This window comes from Ramlibacter sp., from assembly GCF_036676645.1.
In the GTDB taxonomy this organism is placed as follows: Bacteria; Pseudomonadota; Gammaproteobacteria; order Burkholderiales; family Burkholderiaceae_C; genus Ramlibacter.
The window spans coordinates 74,709-92,616 of the sequence record NZ_JAKFCM010000031.1 but is presented as its reverse complement, the minus strand read 5'-3'; the positions used below and the strand labels follow the sequence as shown (position 1 = coordinate 92,616).

Annotated in this window: 16 protein-coding genes; 6 read left to right on the top strand and 10 right to left on the bottom strand. The window is 71.7% G+C overall.

Annotated elements, in window-relative coordinates:
- Genes V6M57_RS05580 through V6M57_RS05555 form a run of 6 tightly spaced genes read right to left on the bottom strand, consistent with a single transcriptional unit; the run spans window position 1 to window position 6,283 of the window.
- On the bottom strand, window positions 1-507 hold the full coding sequence (locus V6M57_RS05580; protein WP_332813997.1) for a chemotaxis protein CheW: 507 nt from the start codon (window positions 505-507) through the stop codon (window positions 1-3).
- A 27-nt stretch (window positions 508-534) separates the two neighbouring features.
- Window positions 535-2,631 (bottom strand): chemotaxis protein CheA, encoded by a 2,097-nt coding sequence (locus tag V6M57_RS05575; RefSeq protein ID WP_332813996.1) that lies wholly within the window; start codon window positions 2,629-2,631, stop codon window positions 535-537.
- 13 nt (window positions 2,632-2,644) lie between these two features.
- Window positions 2,645-3,016, bottom strand: a complete 372-nt coding sequence (locus V6M57_RS05570) for a response regulator (RefSeq protein ID WP_332813995.1) — start codon at window positions 3,014-3,016, stop codon at window positions 2,645-2,647.
- Window positions 3,013-3,903 carry a response regulator gene (locus V6M57_RS05565; protein ID WP_332813994.1) on the bottom strand — a complete coding sequence of 297 codons (891 nt, stop codon included), beginning with the start codon at window positions 3,901-3,903 and terminating at the stop codon, window positions 3,013-3,015. The genes V6M57_RS05570 and V6M57_RS05565 overlap by 4 nt, the downstream gene beginning before the upstream one ends.
- A complete protein-coding gene (locus V6M57_RS05560; RefSeq protein ID WP_332813993.1) occupies window positions 3,900-4,667 on the bottom strand; it encodes a serine/threonine-protein kinase in 768 nt (255 codons plus the stop codon). The genes V6M57_RS05565 and V6M57_RS05560 overlap by 4 nt, the downstream gene beginning before the upstream one ends.
- Entirely contained in the window at window positions 4,664-6,283 is a 1,620-nt protein-coding gene (locus tag V6M57_RS05555) for a serine/threonine-protein kinase (RefSeq protein ID WP_332813992.1), read from the bottom strand. Before V6M57_RS05555 ends, V6M57_RS05560 begins: the two co-directional genes overlap by 4 nt.
- Before the next feature lie 394 nt (window positions 6,284-6,677).
- On the opposite strand from V6M57_RS05555, the gene V6M57_RS05550 reads away from it, so the two are divergent.
- From V6M57_RS05550 to V6M57_RS05530, 5 genes are all read left to right on the top strand, one after another.
- Window positions 6,678-7,889 carry an efflux RND transporter periplasmic adaptor subunit gene (locus V6M57_RS05550; RefSeq protein WP_332813991.1) on the top strand — a complete coding sequence of 404 codons (1,212 nt, stop codon included), beginning with the start codon at window positions 6,678-6,680 and terminating at the stop codon, window positions 7,887-7,889.
- A gap of 15 nt (window positions 7,890-7,904) precedes the next feature.
- Window positions 7,905-11,078: an efflux RND transporter permease subunit gene (locus tag V6M57_RS05545; protein WP_332813990.1), complete on the top strand. Its 3,174-nt coding sequence runs from the start codon at window positions 7,905-7,907 to the stop codon at window positions 11,076-11,078.
- 11 nt (window positions 11,079-11,089) lie between these two features.
- Complete coding sequence (locus tag V6M57_RS05540; RefSeq protein WP_332813989.1) at window positions 11,090-12,472, top strand: efflux transporter outer membrane subunit; 1,383 nt, start codon at window positions 11,090-11,092, stop codon at window positions 12,470-12,472.
- A gap of 296 nt (window positions 12,473-12,768) precedes the next feature.
- Window positions 12,769-13,035 carry a translation initiation factor IF-1 gene (infA, locus tag V6M57_RS05535; RefSeq protein ID WP_332813988.1) on the top strand — a complete coding sequence of 89 codons (267 nt, stop codon included), beginning with the start codon at window positions 12,769-12,771 and terminating at the stop codon, window positions 13,033-13,035.
- 151 nt (window positions 13,036-13,186) lie between these two features.
- Complete coding sequence (locus V6M57_RS05530; protein ID WP_332813987.1) at window positions 13,187-14,338, top strand: PAS domain-containing sensor histidine kinase; 1,152 nt, start codon at window positions 13,187-13,189, stop codon at window positions 14,336-14,338.
- 18 nt (window positions 14,339-14,356) lie between these two features.
- Here V6M57_RS05530 and V6M57_RS05525 read toward each other — a convergent pair whose 3' ends face one another.
- The 4 genes from V6M57_RS05525 to V6M57_RS05510 are packed head-to-tail and all read right to left on the bottom strand — an operon-like array spanning window position 14,357 to window position 17,167.
- The gene (locus V6M57_RS05525) at window positions 14,357-15,313 is read right to left on the bottom strand and encodes an aldo/keto reductase (protein WP_332813986.1); all 957 of its coding nucleotides are present in this window, start codon (window positions 15,311-15,313) and stop codon (window positions 14,357-14,359) included.
- Between the two features lie 29 nt (window positions 15,314-15,342).
- Window positions 15,343-15,948, bottom strand: coding sequence for a hemerythrin domain-containing protein (locus V6M57_RS05520; RefSeq protein WP_332813985.1), 606 nt, complete (start codon window positions 15,946-15,948; stop codon window positions 15,343-15,345).
- Between the two features lie 11 nt (window positions 15,949-15,959).
- Window positions 15,960-16,748 carry a fumarate/nitrate reduction transcriptional regulator Fnr gene (gene fnr / locus V6M57_RS05515; RefSeq protein ID WP_332813984.1) on the bottom strand — a complete coding sequence of 263 codons (789 nt, stop codon included), beginning with the start codon at window positions 16,746-16,748 and terminating at the stop codon, window positions 15,960-15,962.
- Window positions 16,749-16,777: 29 nt separating this feature from the next.
- Complete coding sequence (locus V6M57_RS05510) at window positions 16,778-17,167, bottom strand: response regulator (protein ID WP_332813983.1); 390 nt, start codon at window positions 17,165-17,167, stop codon at window positions 16,778-16,780.
- 295 nt (window positions 17,168-17,462) lie between these two features.
- Between V6M57_RS05510 and V6M57_RS05505 the strand changes: the two genes are divergently transcribed.
- Window positions 17,463-17,894, top strand: coding sequence for a hypothetical protein (locus tag V6M57_RS05505; RefSeq protein ID WP_332813982.1), 432 nt, complete (start codon window positions 17,463-17,465; stop codon window positions 17,892-17,894).
- The last annotated feature ends 14 nt before the right edge of the window (window positions 17,895-17,908 follow it).

Below are 17,908 nucleotides of genomic sequence, written 5' to 3'. Positions count from 1 at the left end.
TCAGTGCGTGGCGGCGTCGACCAGGGCCATGTCGGCCGAGGTCATCAGCTTCTCGATGTCCAGCAGGATCAGCAGCTGCTCCTCGACGGTGGCCAGGCCGGTGATGTAGCGGGTGTCGAAGGTGGCCGAGGAGAACTCCGGCGTCGGGCGGATCGCCTCCTGCGCCAGGGCCAGCACGTCGGACACCGAGTCCACCACCACGCCGACCACGCGCGCGGCCACGTTCAGGATGATCACCACCGTGAAGTCGTCGTACTCGGCCTTGGGCAGGCGGAACTTCACCCGCAGGTCCAGGATGGGCACGATCACGCCGCGCAGGTTGATGACGCCCTTGATGAAGGGTGGCGAGTTGGCGATCGCGGTGGGCGGCTCCCAGCCGCGGATTTCCTGCACCTTCAGGATGTCGATGGCGTAGCTCTCGGCGCCGAGGCGGAAGGTGAGGAATTCGCGCGCGGCTGCATCGGCCGCGGCCTCGCCGGGATTGCGCATGAGGGTTTGGGTTGGCATGGGGGAAAGCTCCTGCTGCGGCTGCACTCAGGCGTGCGAGGCCTGGCGGCCGCTGCACAGGCGCACCAGGTGGCTCACGTCGAGGATGAGGGCGACCGAGCCGTCGCCCATCACGGTGGCGCCCGACAGGCCCGGCACGCGCCGGAAATTGGCCTCCAGGCTCTTGACCACGATCTGCTGCTGGCCGACCAGCTGGTCGACCACCAGGGCCGCGCGGTGTCCTTCGGCCTCGACGATGACCGCGATGGTGTCGGCACCCTCCGCCGGGTGCTGCGGCGGGAACAGGCGCGCCAGCTGCAGCACGGGCAGGTAGTCGTCCCGCACCCGCAGCGTGTCGCCGTGGCCCGGCAGGCTGTGGATCTCGCCCGGCTGCACCTGCAGCGACTCGACCACCGCCGACAGCGGCAGCACGTAGATCGCGTCGCCGACGGACACCGTCATGGCCTCGATGATGGCCAGCGTCAGCGGCACGCTCACCGTCACCGTGGTGCCCCAGCCGGCGGCGGACGACAGGTCCACGGTACCGCCCAGCGCCTGGATGTTGCGCCGGACCACGTCCATGCCCACGCCCCGGCCGGACACCTCGGTCACCTGCTCGGCGGTGGAAAAGCCCGGCATGAACACCAGCTGCCAGACCTGCGCGTCGGTGGCGTCCTCGGGCACCGGGATGCCGCGCCGCGCCGCTTGCGCGAGGATGCGCTCGCGATCCAGCCCACGGCCGTCGTCGCTCACCTCGATCACCACGTTGCCGCCGCGCTGGGTGGCATGCAGGCGAAGCAGGCCGACCGGCGGCTTGCCGGCCTCGCTGCGGTGCTCGGGCGTTTCCAGCCCGTGGTCCACGGCATTGCGCACCAGGTGGGTGAGCGGGTCGGAGATCTTCTCGATCAGGCCGCGGTCCAGCTCGGTGCTCTCGCCGCCGAAGCGCAGTTCGACCCGCTTGCCCAGCCGGGTGCACAGTTCGTGCACCAGGCGCGGGAAGCGCGAAAAGACGTTGGAGATCGGCAGCATGCGGATCGCGAGCACCGCCTCCTGCAGGTTGCGCGTGTGGCGCGACAGGTCGGCCAGCCCGCCTTCCGAGAAGCGGGCGCCGCCGACGTCCGGCCCGGCCAGGTGGCTGGTGCGCGCGAGCATGGCCTCGGTGATCACCAGTTCGCCCACCAGGTTGACCAGCAGGTCGATCTTCTCGGTGGCCACGCGGATGTAGCCGGTGTCGGTGGCGGACAGGCCGACCGGCTCGGCCAGCTCGGCCGGGGCCGGCATCGGCGCCGGCGCCTCGACCGGATCGGGCCGGGCCGCTTGCGCGGGCGTGGCGGCCTCGCGCCGGCGGCGGAACTCCTCGGGGTCGACGAACAGCTCGTCGCCGAGGTCCACGCCCGGCAGCGGGGCCGGGGTGGCGGGCGGCGCCGCGCCCGCCGGGACGGCCGCGGGCGCGCCGCTCGCCTGGCGCGGCTCGATCGCGACCAGCTCCGGCGGCACCAGCAGCGCCAGCACGCTCTGCAGGTCCATGGCCGTACCCTCGAGCTCGACGTCGAAGGCCACGCCGCCGCCGGCGACGTTGTCGACCCGGGTGTCGCCCACGCTGCCCATCTCGGCCAGGCCGGCCAGCATCATCTCCAGCTCCGACCCGGGGATCGCTTGCGCCAGCGGGCCCAGCTGCACGCGGAAGGCGCGCCGCACCGGGCCGGGCGCGGCGCCCTGGGCGCCGCCGCGCGGGCGGGCGAGCTGCTCGCGCAGCAGCGCCTCCACCACGGCCGTCTCGGGCGCCTTGTCGGCCAGGCCGCGGTGGCGCAGCGCCTGCGCCTGCACCGCGTCGCCGGCGCGCAGCAGCGCCTGCACGTCGGCCGCTTCCAGCGGCCGCTCCTGCTTGCGCAGCAGGTCCAGCAGGTTCTCCTGCAGGTGCGCCAGCGCCGCCATGTCCTGGCAGCCCAGCATGGCCGCGCTGCCCTTGATCGAATGCACGGCCCGGAAGATCGCGTTCAGGTCGGCCTGCCAGTCGCCGCCGGCCTGCTCCGGCTGCAGGCGCAGCAGGATGGACTCGACCTGCGCCAGGTGCTCGTGCGTCTCCTCGAAGAAGATCTCGCGGTACGCGTTGGCGTCGCCGAAGGCAGTGGACGGCTGGTTCATGGCCGGGCCCGGATCAGACGAACTTGCCTACGATGTCCAGCATGCGCTGCGGGTCGAAGGGCTTGGCCATCCAGCCGGTGGCGCCGGCCTCGCGCCCCTTCTGCTTGAGCACCGGGTCCACCTCGGTGGACAGCACGATCAGCGCCACCGCGTCGTACTGCGGCAATTGCCGCAGTTCGCGCACCAGCGTCACGCCGTCCATGACCGGCATGTTGTGGTCGGTCACGACCAGGTCGAACTGCCGGGCCCGGGCCAGTTGCAGCGCCTCGGCGCCGTCGCCGGCCTCCGAGACCTCGTAGCCGGCGCCGGCCAGGACGGCCGAGACCATCTTGCGCATGGAGCGCGTGTCGTCGACCACCAGGATGGACTTGCCGTTGCCGTTCATTTGCGCGCCGCCCGTTCCGCCTGCTTGCGCCCGCTGGGCAGGAACTTCGCGATCACCTCCAGCAGGCGATCCTCGTCCAGGGGCTTGGTGAGGTACTCGTCGCAGCCCGCCAGCGAGCCACGCAGCTTGTCGAAGGGCGAGCTGCGGCTGGTCAGCATGACCACCGCCGTCTTGCGGATCGCCTGCCTGTTCGACTTGATCAGCTTGCAGACCTGGTAGCCGTCGATGCCCGGCAGCACCACGTCGAGGAACACGCAGGTGTATTCGTGCGAGCCGGACAGGCCGATCGCCTCCTCGCCGGTCTCGGCGAAGTCGACGTCGAAGCCGAACGGCGCCAGCTTGGCCTGCATGAACGCCCGCACCGTGGCGTTGTCGTCGACCACCAGCACCGTGTCGGCCATCATCCGCTTCGCGGCGCCGGCCTCGGGCACCGCCTGGGGCGAGTTGGACCGGCCGTGCCCATGGCTGTGGCCTTGGCTGCGGCCGTGGCCGGGCAGGCTGCGGCGCAGGTGGGCGTGCGCGTCGGCGGCCGGCGCCACGAGCGGTGCGCCGTCGTCGCCGGCGGAGACCACGTCGTCCAGCGCCTGCAGCAGGCGCGCCCATTGCAGCGGTCGTGGCAGCACCGGGAAGTCGGTGCCCTGGGCGCTGGTGCCGATCAGCACCGACGGCAGTCCGGCGCGCTGGTGCAGCGAGCGGAACTCCTTCATCGCCTCGGGCTGGTCGGCGTCGACGAGGTAGACGTCGGGCGTGCGCCCGGGCGTGCCGGGCTCGAACTGGGCGAAGCCGGGGTCGCGGCGCGCGGCCAGCGCGAAGATGCTGGCCAGCATGGCGCGCTCCACGTCGTTGAAGCCGATGACGTCGACGAGGTAGTGGTCGTTGGAATTCACGTTGCGTTCCTGGTGAGCACCGCCTGCCCGTCGGGCAGGCGGTGGGCCGGATCCTTGGCCAGCAAGGCATCCAGCAGCGGTTGCCAGCGGGCGCGAGCGGCCGGGAGCCGCGGCACCGGGGCGACCAGGTGCTGCGCCAGGGCCTCGGCCGGCGTTTCGCCGCCGAACGGCGGCCGCCCGGTCAGCCACTCGTGCAGCAGCACGCCCAGGCTGTAGACATCGGCGGCCGGCGTGGCGGGCGCGCCCCCGGACTGCTCCGGCGCGGCGTAGCGCGGCGAGCCGACGAGGGTGCCGCCCACGGCCGGGCCCGCCGTGCCCGCGGGCACCGCCTCGCCCAAATCGGCGAGCACCAGCGCGCCGTCGGCGCGCAGCAGCAGGTTGGCCGGCTTGAGGTCGCGGTGCACCCAGCCGCAGCGGTGCAGGTGGGCCAGCGCGCCGGCCGCCTCGCCCAGCCAGCGGCGCAGCCGCGCCTCGTCGAAGCCGCCCGGCGGGGCCTCCTGCAGCGCCCCACCCTGCGCCCATTCGGTGGCCAGCCACTGGCCCTGCGGCCCACGGCCGCACCCCAGCGGCTGCAGCAGGTGCGGATGCCTGAAGGTGGCGAGCAATCGGTGCTCGCGCGCCAGGTCGGCATGGCGCGCGACCTTGACCGCCGCGGCATGGCCCTGGGGATCGAAGCCGCGGTAGACGGTGGCGTGGCGGCCGCGGCCCAGCACGGCATCCAGTTCCCAGGGGCCGGCGAAGGTGAGGCTTGCCGACACCGTCATGCCTGCAGCCCGTCCAGGTCGTCCAGCAGCTCGGCGGCGGAGGCGTAGCGCTGCCGCGGATCCTTGGCCATCAGCCGGTCCAGGATCGGCTGCAGTTGGCGGTGCTGCGGCGGCAGCGTGGGCACCGCCGCTTCCACGTGCAGCCGCAGCAGTTCGCTGGTGGTGGTGGCGTGGTAGGGCTTGTTGCCCGTGAGCATCTCGTAGGCCAGCACGCCCAGGCTGTACAGGTCGCAACGCGCGTCGACGCGGTGGCCCTGCGCCTGCTCCGGGCTCAGGTAGTAGGGCGTGCCCACGACCTCGCCGGCGCCGGTGTCGGTGATCAGCATGGAGACCTGCTTGGCGACCCCGAAGTCGGTGATGGCGACGATGCCGTCGTGCCGGATCATGATGTTGTCCGGCTTGAGGTCGCGGTGCACGATGTGGGCCTGGTGGATCGCCTCGAGCCCGGCGGCAATCTGGCGCAGGTAGTACAGCGCGATGGCGGGATCCAGCAGGCGGCGGATGCGGCTGCGCAGGTCGCCCAGCGGGAAGTACTCCATCGCGATGTAGGCACACCCGGCCGAGAAGCCCTGGCGGAAGAAGCGCGCCACGTTGGGGTGGTCGATGCCGGCCAGCAGCGCGTACTCCTGCAGGAAGCGCTGCAGCCCGGCGTCGCCCCCGGGCCCGTCGGTGCGCATCACCTTGAGCACCTGGGTCGGGCCGCCGCCCACCGGCTGCGCCAGGTAGACCGAGGCATTGCCGCCCTCGCCGATCTTGCGCAGCACGCGGTAGTCCTCGATCAGCAGGTTGCCGGTGCCGACGGGCGCACCGGCGCTGGTCCGGGCGACCTGCTGGTTGAGCTGGAGCGACTCGCGCAGCATGGCGTAGTGGCTGGGCGGCGTTCTCGAGCCGGCGCGTGGCACCAGGCCGCTGATCTCGGTGAGTTCCAGGAACGAGTCGTCGGGCAGCCCGATGCTGGCGCTGCGCCCGTTCTCCACCCGGGTGCCGGCGGCCAGCCGGGTGCCGGCCGAGGCGACCAGGCCCCAGCGCAGGTCGGCCGCCACGCCCTCGAGCAGGCGCGCGATCTCGACCGCCTCGCCGGTGGCATGGACCATGCGCTCGGCATTGTTGGCACGCGGAGTGACCTCGCCCGCGCCCAGGTGCACGCCCACGGCGATCCACAGCGGCGGCACGCCGGCCGCCTCGAGCTGCGGGCCGACGCGGGCGGCCAGCTGCATGACCTCGTGCACGGTCAGGATGGCCGCGTGCAGTCCGCGCTTGGCGTGGGTGGGAATGCGGTCTTCGGGGTTGTGCGTGAAGGCGCACAGGATCGAGTCGGGGCGGCGCTGGGCGATCTCGCCGCCGAGCTTGATCGCCGCCGACGACAACGCGCGCCGGGATTCGTTGACGAAGGCCGTCAGCTCGGGGCCGGCGACGGTGGAGCACGCCGCCGCGAAGTTGTGCAGCCGCGCATACAGGAAGGTGCAGATCGCGCCGTGGTCTTCCGCGGGGGACTGGGTGGCCGGTCCGCCTTCGTCGATGTCGGTGGGCCGCGACGGCGTGAACAGGGCGTCGAGCGGCGCCGCTTCGGTGGCCGGGAAATCAGCGTCGCCGCGGGAAAAGCTCTCGTGACCCATCACTCAGGCAGCCCCGCCGGGGGAGGGAGGGGGATGGGGAGACCTGAGGGGCCGGTACTGCCGTTGGCACTGCATGGTCGATGGGAATCGGGGTCACGATGACCGCCACGGTCGGGTAGGTTGGACTTGGCGGCGGTTGTACCTCATCCGCCACCGCGGTGTCACCGGTTGTTACACCCACGCAGGCGGCATCCGCGACAGCCGGTCGCGGCCGGGCGACGCGCGGTCCGCGGGGCCGTCGCGCAAATGACGCACGCGATCGTGCGCACGGATTTCGCCGGCGCGCACGAACCCGCGGCAATGACCCGAAGCGTGCGCGAGCCCATGCACGGGTAGCCCCTGCACGCACAAGGGCCGATTCGTATACTGACCGGCTTTGCCTTCGCCCGGCACCATGCCCCTGTCGCGCCAGAACCTGCTGATCGCCCCCGTCCTCGCCGCCGCGCTCCTGCTTGCCGCCTGCGGCCAGTCGAACAATCCGAACGCCTCCGCCCCACCGGGTGGCGGCATGCCCCCGCCGGAAGTCGGCGTGGTGACAGTGCAGCCGCACGACGTCGGCCTGGTCACCGAACTGCCGGGCCGGCTGGAGGCTTCGCGCACGGCGCAGGTGCGCGCGCGCGCCGCCGGCATCGTGCAGGAGCGCCTGTTCCGCGAAGGCAGCGACGTCAAGGCCGGCCAGCCGCTGTTCCGCATCGACGCCTCGCCCTACGAGGCGGCGCTGGCCAGCGCGCAGGCGACGCTGGCGCGCGGCCAGGCCAACCTGGGCCAGGCCAGGGCGCTGGCCGAGCGCTATCGCCCGCTGGTGGAGGCCAACGCGATCAGCAAGCAGGAGTACGCCAACGCGGTGGCGGCGCAGAAGGCCGGCGAGGCGGAAGTCGCGGCCGGCGAGGCCGCCGTGAAGACGGCGCGCATCAACCTGGGCCACGCGCTGGTGAACGCACCCATCTCCGGCCGCATCGGACGCGCGCTGGTGACCGAGGGCGCGCTGGTCGGACAGGGCGAAGCCACGCCGCTGGCCCTGGTCCAGCAGATCCACCCGCTGTACGTGAACATCACCCAGTCCTCGACCGAGGTGCTGAACCTGCGCCGCGCCCTGGAACAGGGCCGGCTGAAGCGCTCCGGCGCCGACGCCACCCCGGTCAAGGTGGTGCTGGAGGACGGCAGCACCTACGCGCAGCCCGGCCGCCTGCTGTTCGCCGACCTGCAGGTGGACCCGGCCACGGGCAACGTCTCGCTGCGCGCCGAGGTGCCCAACCCCAAGGGCCTGCTGCTGCCCGGCATGTACGTGCGGGTGCAGATCGAACAGGCCACCGCCAGCAACGCGGTGCTGCTGCCGCAGCAGGCCGTGACCCGCTCGCAGCAGGGCGACAGCGTGATGGTGGTCGCACCCGACGGCAAGGTCGCCCCGCGGCCGGTGAAGGTCGGCGGCTCGCAGAACGGCCAGTGGGTGATCCTCGACGGCCTGAAGGCGGGCGAGCAGGTGATGGTGGACGGTTTCCAGAAACTGCAACCCGGCAACCCGGTCAAGCCGGTGCCCTGGAAGGACGGCAAGCCGGCCACGCCGGCGGCGCCCGCTGCCTCGACCGCCTCCGCGCCCCGGAACTGACGGGAGCGCCACCGCATGGCCAAGTTCTTCATCGACCGGCCCATCTTCGCGTGGGTGATCGCGCTCTTCGTCATCGTGCTCGGGGCCGTGGCGATCACGCAGTTGCCGATCGCGCAGTACCCGCCGGTCGCGCCGCCGTCCATCGTCATCTCCGCCACCTATCCCGGCGCCTCCGCCACCACCATGGAGGAGAGCGTGATCAGCGTGGTCGAGCAGGAGATGAACGGCTCGCCCGGCCTGATCTACATGGAGTCGGTCACCCAGGCCAACGGCACCGGCCAGATCACGCTCAGCTTCGAGCCGGGCACCAACCCCGACCTGGCGCAGGTGGACGTGCAGAACCGCCTCTCGCGCGCCACGCCGCGCCTGCCCTCGGCCGTGACGCAGCAGGGCGTGCGGGTCGACAAGGCCCGCTCCAACTTCCTGCTGTTCACGATCATCTCGTCGGACGACCCGAACTTCACCCCGGTGCAGCTGGGCGACTACGCCTCGCGCAACGTGCTGCCCGAGATCCAGCGCATCCCCGGCGTCGGCCAGGCGCAGCTGTTCGGCACCGAGGCGGCGATGCGCATCTGGATCGACCCGCAGAAGCTGGTCGGCTACAGCCTGTCCACCGCCGAAGTCAACGCCGCCATCCGCGCCCAGAACGCACAGGTGTCCTCCGGCTCCATCGGCGAACTGCCCAACGTCGCCGGCCAGGGCATCGCCGCCACCGTGGTGGTGCCAGGCCAGCTGACCACGCCGGAGCAGTTCGGCAACATCGTGCTGCGCGCCAACACCGACGGCTCCACCGTGCGGCTGAAGGACGTGGCCCGGGTCGAGCTGAACGCGCAGACCTTCGCCACCTCGGCCCGCCTGAACGGCAAGCCGTCCACCGGCATGGGCGTGCAGCTGTCGCCCAGCGGCAATGCGCTGGAGACGGCCGACCTGATCCGCACCCGCATGGGCGAGCTGGCGGCCTACTTCCCGCCCGGCATGAAGTGGGAGATCCCGTACGACAGCTCGCGCTTCATCCGCATCTCCATCACCCAGGTGGTGGTGACGCTGCTGGAGGCGGTGGCGCTGGTGTTCCTGGTGATGTTCCTGTTCCTGCAGAACTGGCGCTACACCCTGATCCCGACCCTGGTGGTGCCGGTGGCGCTGCTGGGCACCTTCGCCACCCTGCTGGCGCTGGGCTTCTCGATCAACGTGCTGACCATGTTCGGCATGGTGCTGGTGATCGGCATCGTGGTGGACGACGCCATCGTGGTGGTGGAGAACGTCGAGCGCATCATGAGCGAGGAAGGCCTGCCGCCGCGCGAGGCGACGCGCAAGGCCATGGGCCAGATCCAGGGCGCCATCATCGGCGTGACCGTGGTGCTGATCTCGGTGTTCGTGCCGCTGGCCTTCTTCGCCGGCTCCACCGGCAACATCTACCGCCAGTTCGCCGCCGTGATGGTGTCCTCGATCGCGTTCTCGGCCTTCATGGCGCTGTCGCTCACGCCCGCCCTGTGCGCCACCCTGCTCAAGCAGGTGGAGGCCGGCCACCACGTCGAGAAGCGCGGCTTCTTCGGCTGGTTCAACCGCTCGTTCAAGCGCACGGCGCATGGCTACGAGGGGCTGGTGGCGCGCATGCTGCGCCGGGCGCCCTGGTACCTGATCCTGTACGGGGCCATCGCGGCCGCCGCCGCGCTGGTCTACACCCGGCTGCCCACGTCCTTCCTGCCGCAGGAGGACCAGGGCAACATGCTGGTCAACGTGCAGCTGCCGCCGGGCGCCACCGCCCAGCGCACGCGCGAGGTGATGGAGCAGGTGGAGGGCTGGGTGCTCCAGCAGCCGGAGGTGCAGAGCATGGTCAGCGTGCTGGGCTTCTCCTTCTCCGGCCAGGGCCAGAACGCCGGCATCGCCTTCATCACGCTCAAGCCCTGGGACGAGCGCACCGAGGCCAGCCAGTCGGCGCAGGCGCTGGCCGGCCGCGCGTTCGGCGCGCTCTCCGCGATCCGCGATGCGTTCATCTTCCCGCTCAGCCCGCCGCCCATCCCCGAGCTCGGCACGGCTTCGGGCTTCACCTTCCGGCTGCAGGACCGCGGCGGCAACGGGCACGAGGCGCTGGTGGCCGCACGCAACCAGCTGCTCGGGCTGGCGGCGCAGAGCAAGGTGCTGACCCAGGTGCGCCCGGACGGCCTGGAGGACGCGCCGCAGCTGCAGGTGGACATCGACCGCGAGAAGGCCCAGGCGCTGGGCGTGGGGTTCGATGCGATCAATTCGGCGCTGTCCACCTCGCTCGGCTCGTCCTACATCAACGACTTCCCCAACCGCGGGCGGCTGCAGCGGGTGATCGTGCAAGCCGATGCGCCGGCGCGCATGCAGCCGGAAGACCTGCTGCGCCTCAACGCCCTGAACAACCAGGGCAAGCCGGTGCCGCTGTCGGCTTTCGCCACCACGCGCTGGGCCACCGGCCCGATGCAGGCGATCCGCTACAACGGCTACCCCGCCATGCGCCTCTCGGGCATGGCCGCGCCCGGCTACAGCAGCGGCGCCGCGATGGAGGAGATGGAGCGGCTGGCGGCGCAGCTGCCGGCCGGCTTCGGCTTCGAGTGGACCGGCCAGTCGCGCGAGGAGAAGCTGGCCGGCGCGCAGGCGCTGATCCTGTACGGCTTCGCGATCCTGGCGGTGTTCCTGTGCCTGGCGGCGCTGTACGAGAGCTGGTCGATCCCGCTGGCGGTGATCCTGGTGGTGCCGCTGGGCGTGCTGGGGGTGCTGCTGGCCACGCTGCTGCGCGGCTACGCCAACGACGTGTACTTCCAGGTCGGGCTGATCACCATCATCGGCCTGTCGGCCAAGAACGCCATCCTGATCATCGAGTTCGCCAAGGACCTGCAGGCCCAGGGCAAGAACGTGATCTCGGCGGCGCTGGAGGCCGCGCACCTGCGGTTCCGGCCGATCATCATGACCTCCATGGCCTTCGGCCTGGGCGTGCTGCCGCTGGCGATCGCCACGGGCGCAGGCTCGGCCAGCCAGCGGGCCATCGGGACCGGCGTGCTGGGCGGCATGCTCACCGGCACCACGCTGGCCGTGTTCTTCGTGCCGGTGTTCTTCGTGGTGGTGCGCAGTTTCTTCAGGGGCAGCGAGCGGCAGAACAAGCTGTACACGCACGAGCTGGGCGGCCCCGAGCTGCCGGCGGGTGCCCGCGCGGGAGACCAGGTATGAGGCCGCTGCGCATGAAAACCCTGACCGCGCCCGTGGCCGCGGCCGTGCTGGCCGGCTGCTCGTTCATGCCGACGTACGAGCGGCCGCCGGCGCCGGTGCCGGCCGCCTTCCCCTACGCCGCGGCAGCCGAGGGCACTCCTGCCCGCACGCTCGAGTGGCAACGCTTCTTCGCCGACGACAGGCTGCGCGGACTGATCGACACCGCGCTGGCCGACAACCGCGACCTGCGGATGGCGGTGCTGAACATCGAGCAGGCCCGCGCCCAGTACGACATCCGCCGCGCCGACCGGCTGCCGACCGTGGGCATCGGCATCAATGCCAGCCGCGCGCCCAGCCCCACCACCCGCGAGCAGGTCTCGAGCTTCCAGGCCGGCCTGGCGCTCACCACCTGGGAACTGGACTTCTTCGGCCGCATCGCCAGCCTGTCGGAAGCGGCACTGGCGCAGTACCTGGCCACCGAAGAGGGCCGCAAGGCCGCACAGGTCACGCTGGTGGGCGCCGTCGCCAGCACCTGGCTTGCCCTCGTCGCCGACGAGGAACTGCTGGCGCTGACCCGCCAGACGCTGGCCACGCGCGAGGAATCGCTGCGCCTGATCCAGTTGCGCTTCGACAACGGCGTGTCGTCCGAGCTGGACCTGCGCGGCGCCGAGTCGCTGGCCGAAACCGCCCGCGCCGCGCTGGCCCAGCAGCAGCGCCAGCGCGCGCTGGACCTGAACGCACTCGGCCTGCTCGTCGGGCGCGCCCTGCCGGCGGGCTTCCAGACCGGCACCACCCTGGCGGCGGTCGCGCTGCCGGACGTGCCGGCCGGGATGCCCTCGGACGTGCTGGTGCAACGCCCCGACGTGCGCCAGGCCGAGCAGCTGCTGGTGGCGGCCAACGCCAACATCGGCGCGGCGCGCGCGGCCTTCTTCCCGCGCATCACGCTCACCGCCAGCGCCGGCCGTGCCAGCAGCCAGCTGTCCGGCCTGTTCGACGGCGGCGGCTCCTGGGCCTACACCATCGCGCCTTCGCTGCTGCAGCCGATCTTCGACGCCGGCCGCAACGAGGCCGGCCTGCGCTCGGCCCAGGTCGGACGCGACATCGCGGTGGCGCAGTACGAGCGCGCCATCCAGTCGGCCTTCCGCGAGGTCTCCGATGCGCTGGCCGGCCGCGCCACGCTGGGCGACCAGTTGCAGGCGCAATCCAGGGTCGCGCAGGCCGAGACGGTTCGCGCGCGCCTGTCGCAGATGCGCTTCGACGCCGGGGTGGCCAGCACGCTCGACCTGCTCGATGCGCAGCGCTCGCTGTTCTCGGCTCGCCAGGCCGAGATCCAGGTGCGCCTGGCGCAACTGCAGAACCGGGTGCTGCTGTACCGCGCGCTGGGCGGCGGCTGGACCGCGGCGGCCGCCAACTGAGGCAGCCTCCTGCCCCCTCGGCGCCTCACGAGGAGGCGGCCTGCGCGATGAGCGCGCGGCGTTTAAAATGCGGGCTGACCCAGGCCCGCCTGCGCGCGGGCCGTACGCAGGACGGGCCCGCACGCGCGAACGGTCCTGCCACGCCCCGGCTTGGTGCCGGCCCCTCAACCCTTCCTAAGCCCTGTGCAAGTGTCCTGCCGCCGCGCGGCACGCCGGCAGGGGCCATGGGCACGGGCCTGCACGCCGACTCCGCGCACGGCGCGGGACGCAGATTCGCAATTGAGCAAAGGAAGTCCATGGCCAAGGAAGAACTGATCGAAATGCGAGGACGGGTGGAGGAAGTGCTGCCCGACTCGCGCTACCGCGTCGTGCTGGAAAACGGCCACAACCTGGTCGCCTACAGCGGCGGCAAGATGCGCAAGCACCACATCCGCATCATCGCCGGCGACTACGTCACGCTGGAGCTGTCGCCCTACGACCTGAACAAGGGCCGCATCATGTTCCGCCACCTGCCGCCGCGCAATCCCGACGCGGCCGCAGCGGCGCCGCAACGACGCCGTTGAACGCACACGGGCAGGGCAGCCCGGCACCGGCGCTGCGCGCCTCGGCCGCGGAGCGGCTCTTGCGCCGTTCGCCCGGCCCCGAATCCGGTCCCGGCTGACGCAGGCCGCCGCCCGAGTCGGCTAGCGTGGCTCTCGTGCCACCTGCCTGCCCATGACCGACACCCCTGCGCCGCGCCGTGCGGAACTCCTGCACCAGCTGTTCCTGGCCCAGACCCGGGAATACGCCTTCATCGTGACCGACCCGGACGGCCTCATCATCGGATGGAATGGCGCGGCGCAAGCCATCCTGGGCTACAGCGCAGCCGAGGTCCAGGGGATGCCGGTTTCCGTGGTCTTCACCGAAGAAGACCGCGCCCGCGGGCTGGACCGCCACGAACTGGCGGTGGCGCTGCGCGACAGCCGCTCCGAGGACGACCGCTGGCACCGGCGCAAGGACGGCACGAACATCTGGGTCACCGGAACGGTCGTCGCGATCCGCGGCGACGCGGGCGAAGTGCTGGGCTTCGTCAAGGTGCTGCGCGACCGCACCGACCTGCGCATGCAGCTCGAGTCGCTGGAGAACGACCTGGAGAAAGCCGACCGCGCCCGCGAGCGCACCGCCCAGTTCCTGCGCTCGCTGGGCCACGAGTTGCGCAACCCCCTGTCGCCCCTGCAGTCGTCGGCCCAGATCCTCGAGCGCGTGGGCGGCGACGAGCGCCTGCAGCGCGTGGCCGCCATCATGAAGAGCCAGATCGCCACCCTGCGCCGGCTCGCCGACGACCTGATGGAGGCCGCGCGGCTGGACACCGGCCGGGTGGAGCTCAACCTGCAGCGGGTGGACCTGCGTCCCTTGGTGGAGGACTGCGTGCTCGGGCACCGCGAAGCCGCCCTGCAGCGGGGCGTGCAGCTCGAGGCGGTGCTGCCGCCCGTTCCGCTGTGCGTGGCCATCGACCGGGAGCGCTTCCAGCAGGTGCTCAACAACCTGATGGCCAATGCGATCAAGTACACGCCGGCCGGCGGACGCGTGTGGTGCAAGGCCACCCAGGAAGCCGACCAGGCCGTGCTGCGGGTGGAGGACACCGGCATCGGCATCGACCCGGCCGTGCTGCCGCGCATCTTCGACCTGTTCACCCGCGACCCGCGCGCCGAGCAGATGGAGCCGGGCGGCATGGGCATAGGCCTGGCAGTGGTGCACGAGGTGGTGCGGCTGCACCGGGGCATCGTGCAGGTGCGCAGCGCCGGCCATGGGCGCGGCTCGGAGTTCACGGTGCGGCTGCCGATGGCAGGGCCGGAGGCGGGCGGCCCGGATCCCGGCGCCGGCTGATCGCCGCCGAGGCTGCGGTCAGTCCTCGCGGCTGGCGGCGTCCAGGCGCTGCAGCGCTTCGTCGTCCAGCTTCAGGCGGGTGGCGGCCAGCAGTTCCTGCAGCTGTGGCAGCGAGGTGGCGCTGGCGATCGGTGCGGTGATGCCCGGCTGTGCCATCGCCCAGGCCACGGCCACCTGCCCCGGCTTGCAGCCGGCGCGGGCGGCCACCTCGTCCAGCGCCGAGAGGATCCTCAGGCCCCGCTCGTTGAGGTACTTCTTGGTGGTGCTGGCGCCGCGCACGCTCGCTCCCGCATCGGCCTCGCTGCGGTACTTGCCGGTGAGGAAGCCCGCGGCGAGCGCATGGAAGCTGATGACGCCGATGCCCTCGCCCTGGCACAGCGGCCGAAGCTCCTTCTCGAACGCCGCGCGGTCGTACAGGTTGTAGAGCGGCTGCAGGCTCTCGTAGCGCGGCAGGCCGAGCCGGCGGCTCGCCTCCAGTGCCTGCGACAGGCGCGCGGCGCCGTAGTTGGACGCGCCGATCGCGCGCACCTTGCCTTGCTTGACCAGCGCGCCGAAGGCCTCCAGCGTTTCCTCCAGCGGCGTGTCCTCGTCGTCCTTGTGCGCCTGGTACAGGTCGATGCAGTCCACCTGCAGGCGGCGCAGCGACTGCTCGACCGCTTCGCGGATGCGCGCCGGCTTCAGGCCGACGCGGCCCTGGCCCATGTCCATGCCCACCTTGGTGGCGATCACCACCCTGTCGCGCCGCCCGCCCTGGGCCAGCCACCGGCCGATGACGGTTTCGGACTCGCCGCCGACGTGCCCCGGCACCCAGGTCGAGTAGACATCGGCGGTGTCGATGAAGTTGAAGCCGGCGTCGACCCAGGCATCGAGCAGCGAAAAGGAGGTCTTCTCGTCGGCCGTCCAGCCGAACACGTTGCCGCCCAGGCACAGCGGCGAGACCTTCAGGGGGGATTGGCCGAGGGGTCGCAATTGCATGCGGCCATTGTGGCCTCGTCGTGGCCGGTTCAGGCCTCGGCCTTCTCCAGCGCAGGACCGACACCGATCGGGGCCGGGGCGTTCATCACGATGCGGGTGAACAGGCGGTCATAGCCGGGATCGCGATCGCGGGCGATCAGCGGGTCGCGCCCCTCGGCGAACTCGGCGTCGAGTTCGGCCCAATCCTGCGCCGTCAGGCAGGCCTTGGCAGCGGGCAGCAGCTGGCTCTCCTCCAGCCGCATGTGGCCGAGGTAGAAATCGACGTAGCGCCTGGCGGCCTCCTCGAACGCGTCGCGGCGGGCGTCGCCGATCAGCTCCCAGGCCATCAGCAGGTGCTGCAGTTCGCGCACGCGGCCCTCGCCTTCCATGTGCTCGGCCTCCAGTTGCCGGATCACCGGCATCAGGTCGGGCCGGGCACGCGCCAGCTTGGGGAACAGCAGGTTGGATTCGCTCGGGTGGTGCAGCTTTTCCGGGAACTCGTCGATGTAGAACAACATGGCCCGCAGCACGTCGAAGAAGCGCTCGGGGGCGTCGCCGGGGCCCTGCTCGATCATCATCAGCATGGACCGCAGGACCGCGGCGACGGCGCCGTGCTCGTCGCGCAGGACCTGCAGGGAGGTGCCGGGGGTGGCCATCTTCGTCTCCTTCACTGCACCCGCAGCTCGAACGCGCGCGTCAGGCCGGCCAGGTCCAGGATGCGGATGTGGCGCTTGTCCACTTCCAGCAGCCCCTGCTGCTGGAAGGCCGAGAAGGTGCGGCTGACCGTCTCCAGCTTCATGCCCAGGTAGCTGCCGATCTCGGCACGGGTCATGCGCAGGTGGAACTCGTGCGGCGAGTAGCCGCGCGCCTTCATGCGCTGCGAGATGTTGAGCAGGAAGGCGGCCAGGCGCTCCTCGGCGTTCATGCTGCCCAGCAGCACCATCAGGTTGTGCTCGCGCACGATCTCGCGGCTCATCAGGCGGCTGACCACCATCTGCAGGTTCATGCTGGCGCTCGACAGCTCGGCCAGCTGGGCGTACGGGATGGAGCAGATCTCGGCATCCTCCAGCGCGGTGGCGCTGCTGGCGTGATGGCCCTGGGCCAGGCCGTCCAGGCCCATCAGTTCACCGGCCATGTGGAAGCCGGTGACCTGCTCGCGGCCGTCCGGCAGCATCAGGCTGGACTTGAAGGTGCCGCTGCGCACCGCGTAGATGTAGTGGAATGCGTCGCCCTGGCGATACAGGGTCTGGCCGGCCTTGACCTTGCGGCGCGCGAACTGCAGGCCGTCCAGGCGCTCCACCTCGTTGCCGGTCAGCCCGCAGGGCAGGCAGATGTCCTTGAGGTGGCAGCTCGAGCACAGGGTCGTCAGCGGCGCCGGCGCGCTGCCGCGGGCCTCCCGCAGGGCAATCACCTGGGTCGGCTCGGGACGGCGGGCTTCGAGGGTGGCGGTGGTCATGGCGGTCTTTCTTCGTGGAGGCTTGGAAATCAGTGCACGCGCACGGCGGAGGCTTCCGCCACGGCGCTGGCGAGCCGGTCGAACTCGCTGCTCTTGTCGAGGAAGCAGCGGGCACCCTCGCCCAGGTAGCGCTTGCGATAGGCCGGCGCGGAGTTGTTGGAGAACACGACGAAGGCGATGCCGGGATTGGCCTCGCGCACGGCGCGCAGGACCTCCAGGCCGGTGCCGCCCTCGAGCTGCACGTCGAGCACCACCACATCGGGGTGGGCGGCCAGGATGCCTTCGATCGAGGCCCGGGGTGTTTCCGCCTCGCCGACGATGTCCATCGCGCGCACGGCCAGCATCTCGGCCACGCGCTGGCGGATGGGAGCCGAGTCGTCGGCCAGGAAGACTCTCACGGGGAGGGGGGCGTTTGCCATGGGATGTACTGTGCCCGCCGGGCCGCCCCGGGGCCATCGGCGCAGGATGAATGTGCGGCTAGGAGGACTCCGGAATGCGCAGGCGCCGGCTCCTAGCCCGGCTAGGAAAACTCCTAGGCCCGCCGAGCCAGGCGCGTCGGCGCCCCCGGATCCCCCTGCCGGCCGCGGGCGGGTCATCGACCGCCTGCACGCGCTCGAAGCGCCGCCCGACACGGCCTCGCAAACGCCTCCGACACGGCTGCATGCCGGCGCCGTTTCAGATGGAGGTCGCACAACGCCCTGGAAAGGATTGCCCATGAAGATCACCCCCATCGTGCTGGCCGCCGTGCTGGCCGCCAGCGGCGGCGCCTGGGCGCAGGCCCGGGACGGCTCCCAGACGCCGGGCGAGCATGCCGCGGCCGACGCGGCCGCCGACGGCCGCACCTTCGGCGAGAAGGTGCGCAGCGCCGCCGACAAGGTCGGCGATGCGGCACGGCGCACGTTCGACAGGGCCCGGGGCGAGTCCAGGGAGGCCGCCCGCGACGCCAGCAGGGCCGACGACCGGCAGGCGAGAAAGGCGGACAAGCGATCCGGCGAACGCCACGCAAAGGCGGCCCGCGACCGCGGCGACGCGCGCGCCATGGGCGCCCCGGGCCGGTCCATGGACGCCGACCCCGATGCCGACCCGGGCCGGCGGGGGCGCATGGACGAGGCCTACGCCAACTGGAAGTCGCGCCAGAACCGCTGAGCGGGCCGCCGTCG

Bases quoted from the DNA above. Each gene is read 5' to 3' on its own strand.
- V6M57_RS05580 (WP_332813997.1), bottom strand. From the start codon at position 507: ATGCCAACCCAAACCCTCATGCGCAATCCCGGCGAGGCCGCGGCCGAT.
- V6M57_RS05575 (WP_332813996.1), bottom strand. From the start codon at position 2,631: ATGAACCAGCCGTCCACTGCCTTCGGCGACGCCAACGCGTACCGCGAG.
- V6M57_RS05570 (WP_332813995.1), bottom strand. From the start codon at position 3,016: ATGAACGGCAACGGCAAGTCCATCCTGGTGGTCGACGACACGCGCTCC.
- V6M57_RS05560 (WP_332813993.1), bottom strand. From the start codon at position 4,667: ATGACGGTGTCGGCAAGCCTCACCTTCGCCGGCCCCTGGGAACTGGAT.
- V6M57_RS05555 (WP_332813992.1), bottom strand. From the start codon at position 6,283: ATGGGTCACGAGAGCTTTTCCCGCGGCGACGCTGATTTCCCGGCCACC.
- V6M57_RS05550 (WP_332813991.1), top strand. From the start codon at position 6,678: ATGCCCCTGTCGCGCCAGAACCTGCTGATCGCCCCCGTCCTCGCCGCC.
- V6M57_RS05545 (WP_332813990.1), top strand. From the start codon at position 7,905: ATGGCCAAGTTCTTCATCGACCGGCCCATCTTCGCGTGGGTGATCGCG.
- V6M57_RS05540 (WP_332813989.1), top strand. From the start codon at position 11,090: ATGAAAACCCTGACCGCGCCCGTGGCCGCGGCCGTGCTGGCCGGCTGC.
- infA (WP_332813988.1), top strand. From the start codon at position 12,769: ATGGCCAAGGAAGAACTGATCGAAATGCGAGGACGGGTGGAGGAAGTG.
- V6M57_RS05530 (WP_332813987.1), top strand. From the start codon at position 13,187: ATGACCGACACCCCTGCGCCGCGCCGTGCGGAACTCCTGCACCAGCTG.
- V6M57_RS05525 (WP_332813986.1), bottom strand. From the start codon at position 15,313: ATGCAATTGCGACCCCTCGGCCAATCCCCCCTGAAGGTCTCGCCGCTG.
- V6M57_RS05520 (WP_332813985.1), bottom strand. From the start codon at position 15,948: ATGGCCACCCCCGGCACCTCCCTGCAGGTCCTGCGCGACGAGCACGGC.
- fnr (WP_332813984.1), bottom strand. From the start codon at position 16,748: ATGACCACCGCCACCCTCGAAGCCCGCCGTCCCGAGCCGACCCAGGTG.
- V6M57_RS05510 (WP_332813983.1), bottom strand. From the start codon at position 17,167: ATGGCAAACGCCCCCCTCCCCGTGAGAGTCTTCCTGGCCGACGACTCG.
- V6M57_RS05505 (WP_332813982.1), top strand. From the start codon at position 17,463: ATGAAGATCACCCCCATCGTGCTGGCCGCCGTGCTGGCCGCCAGCGGC.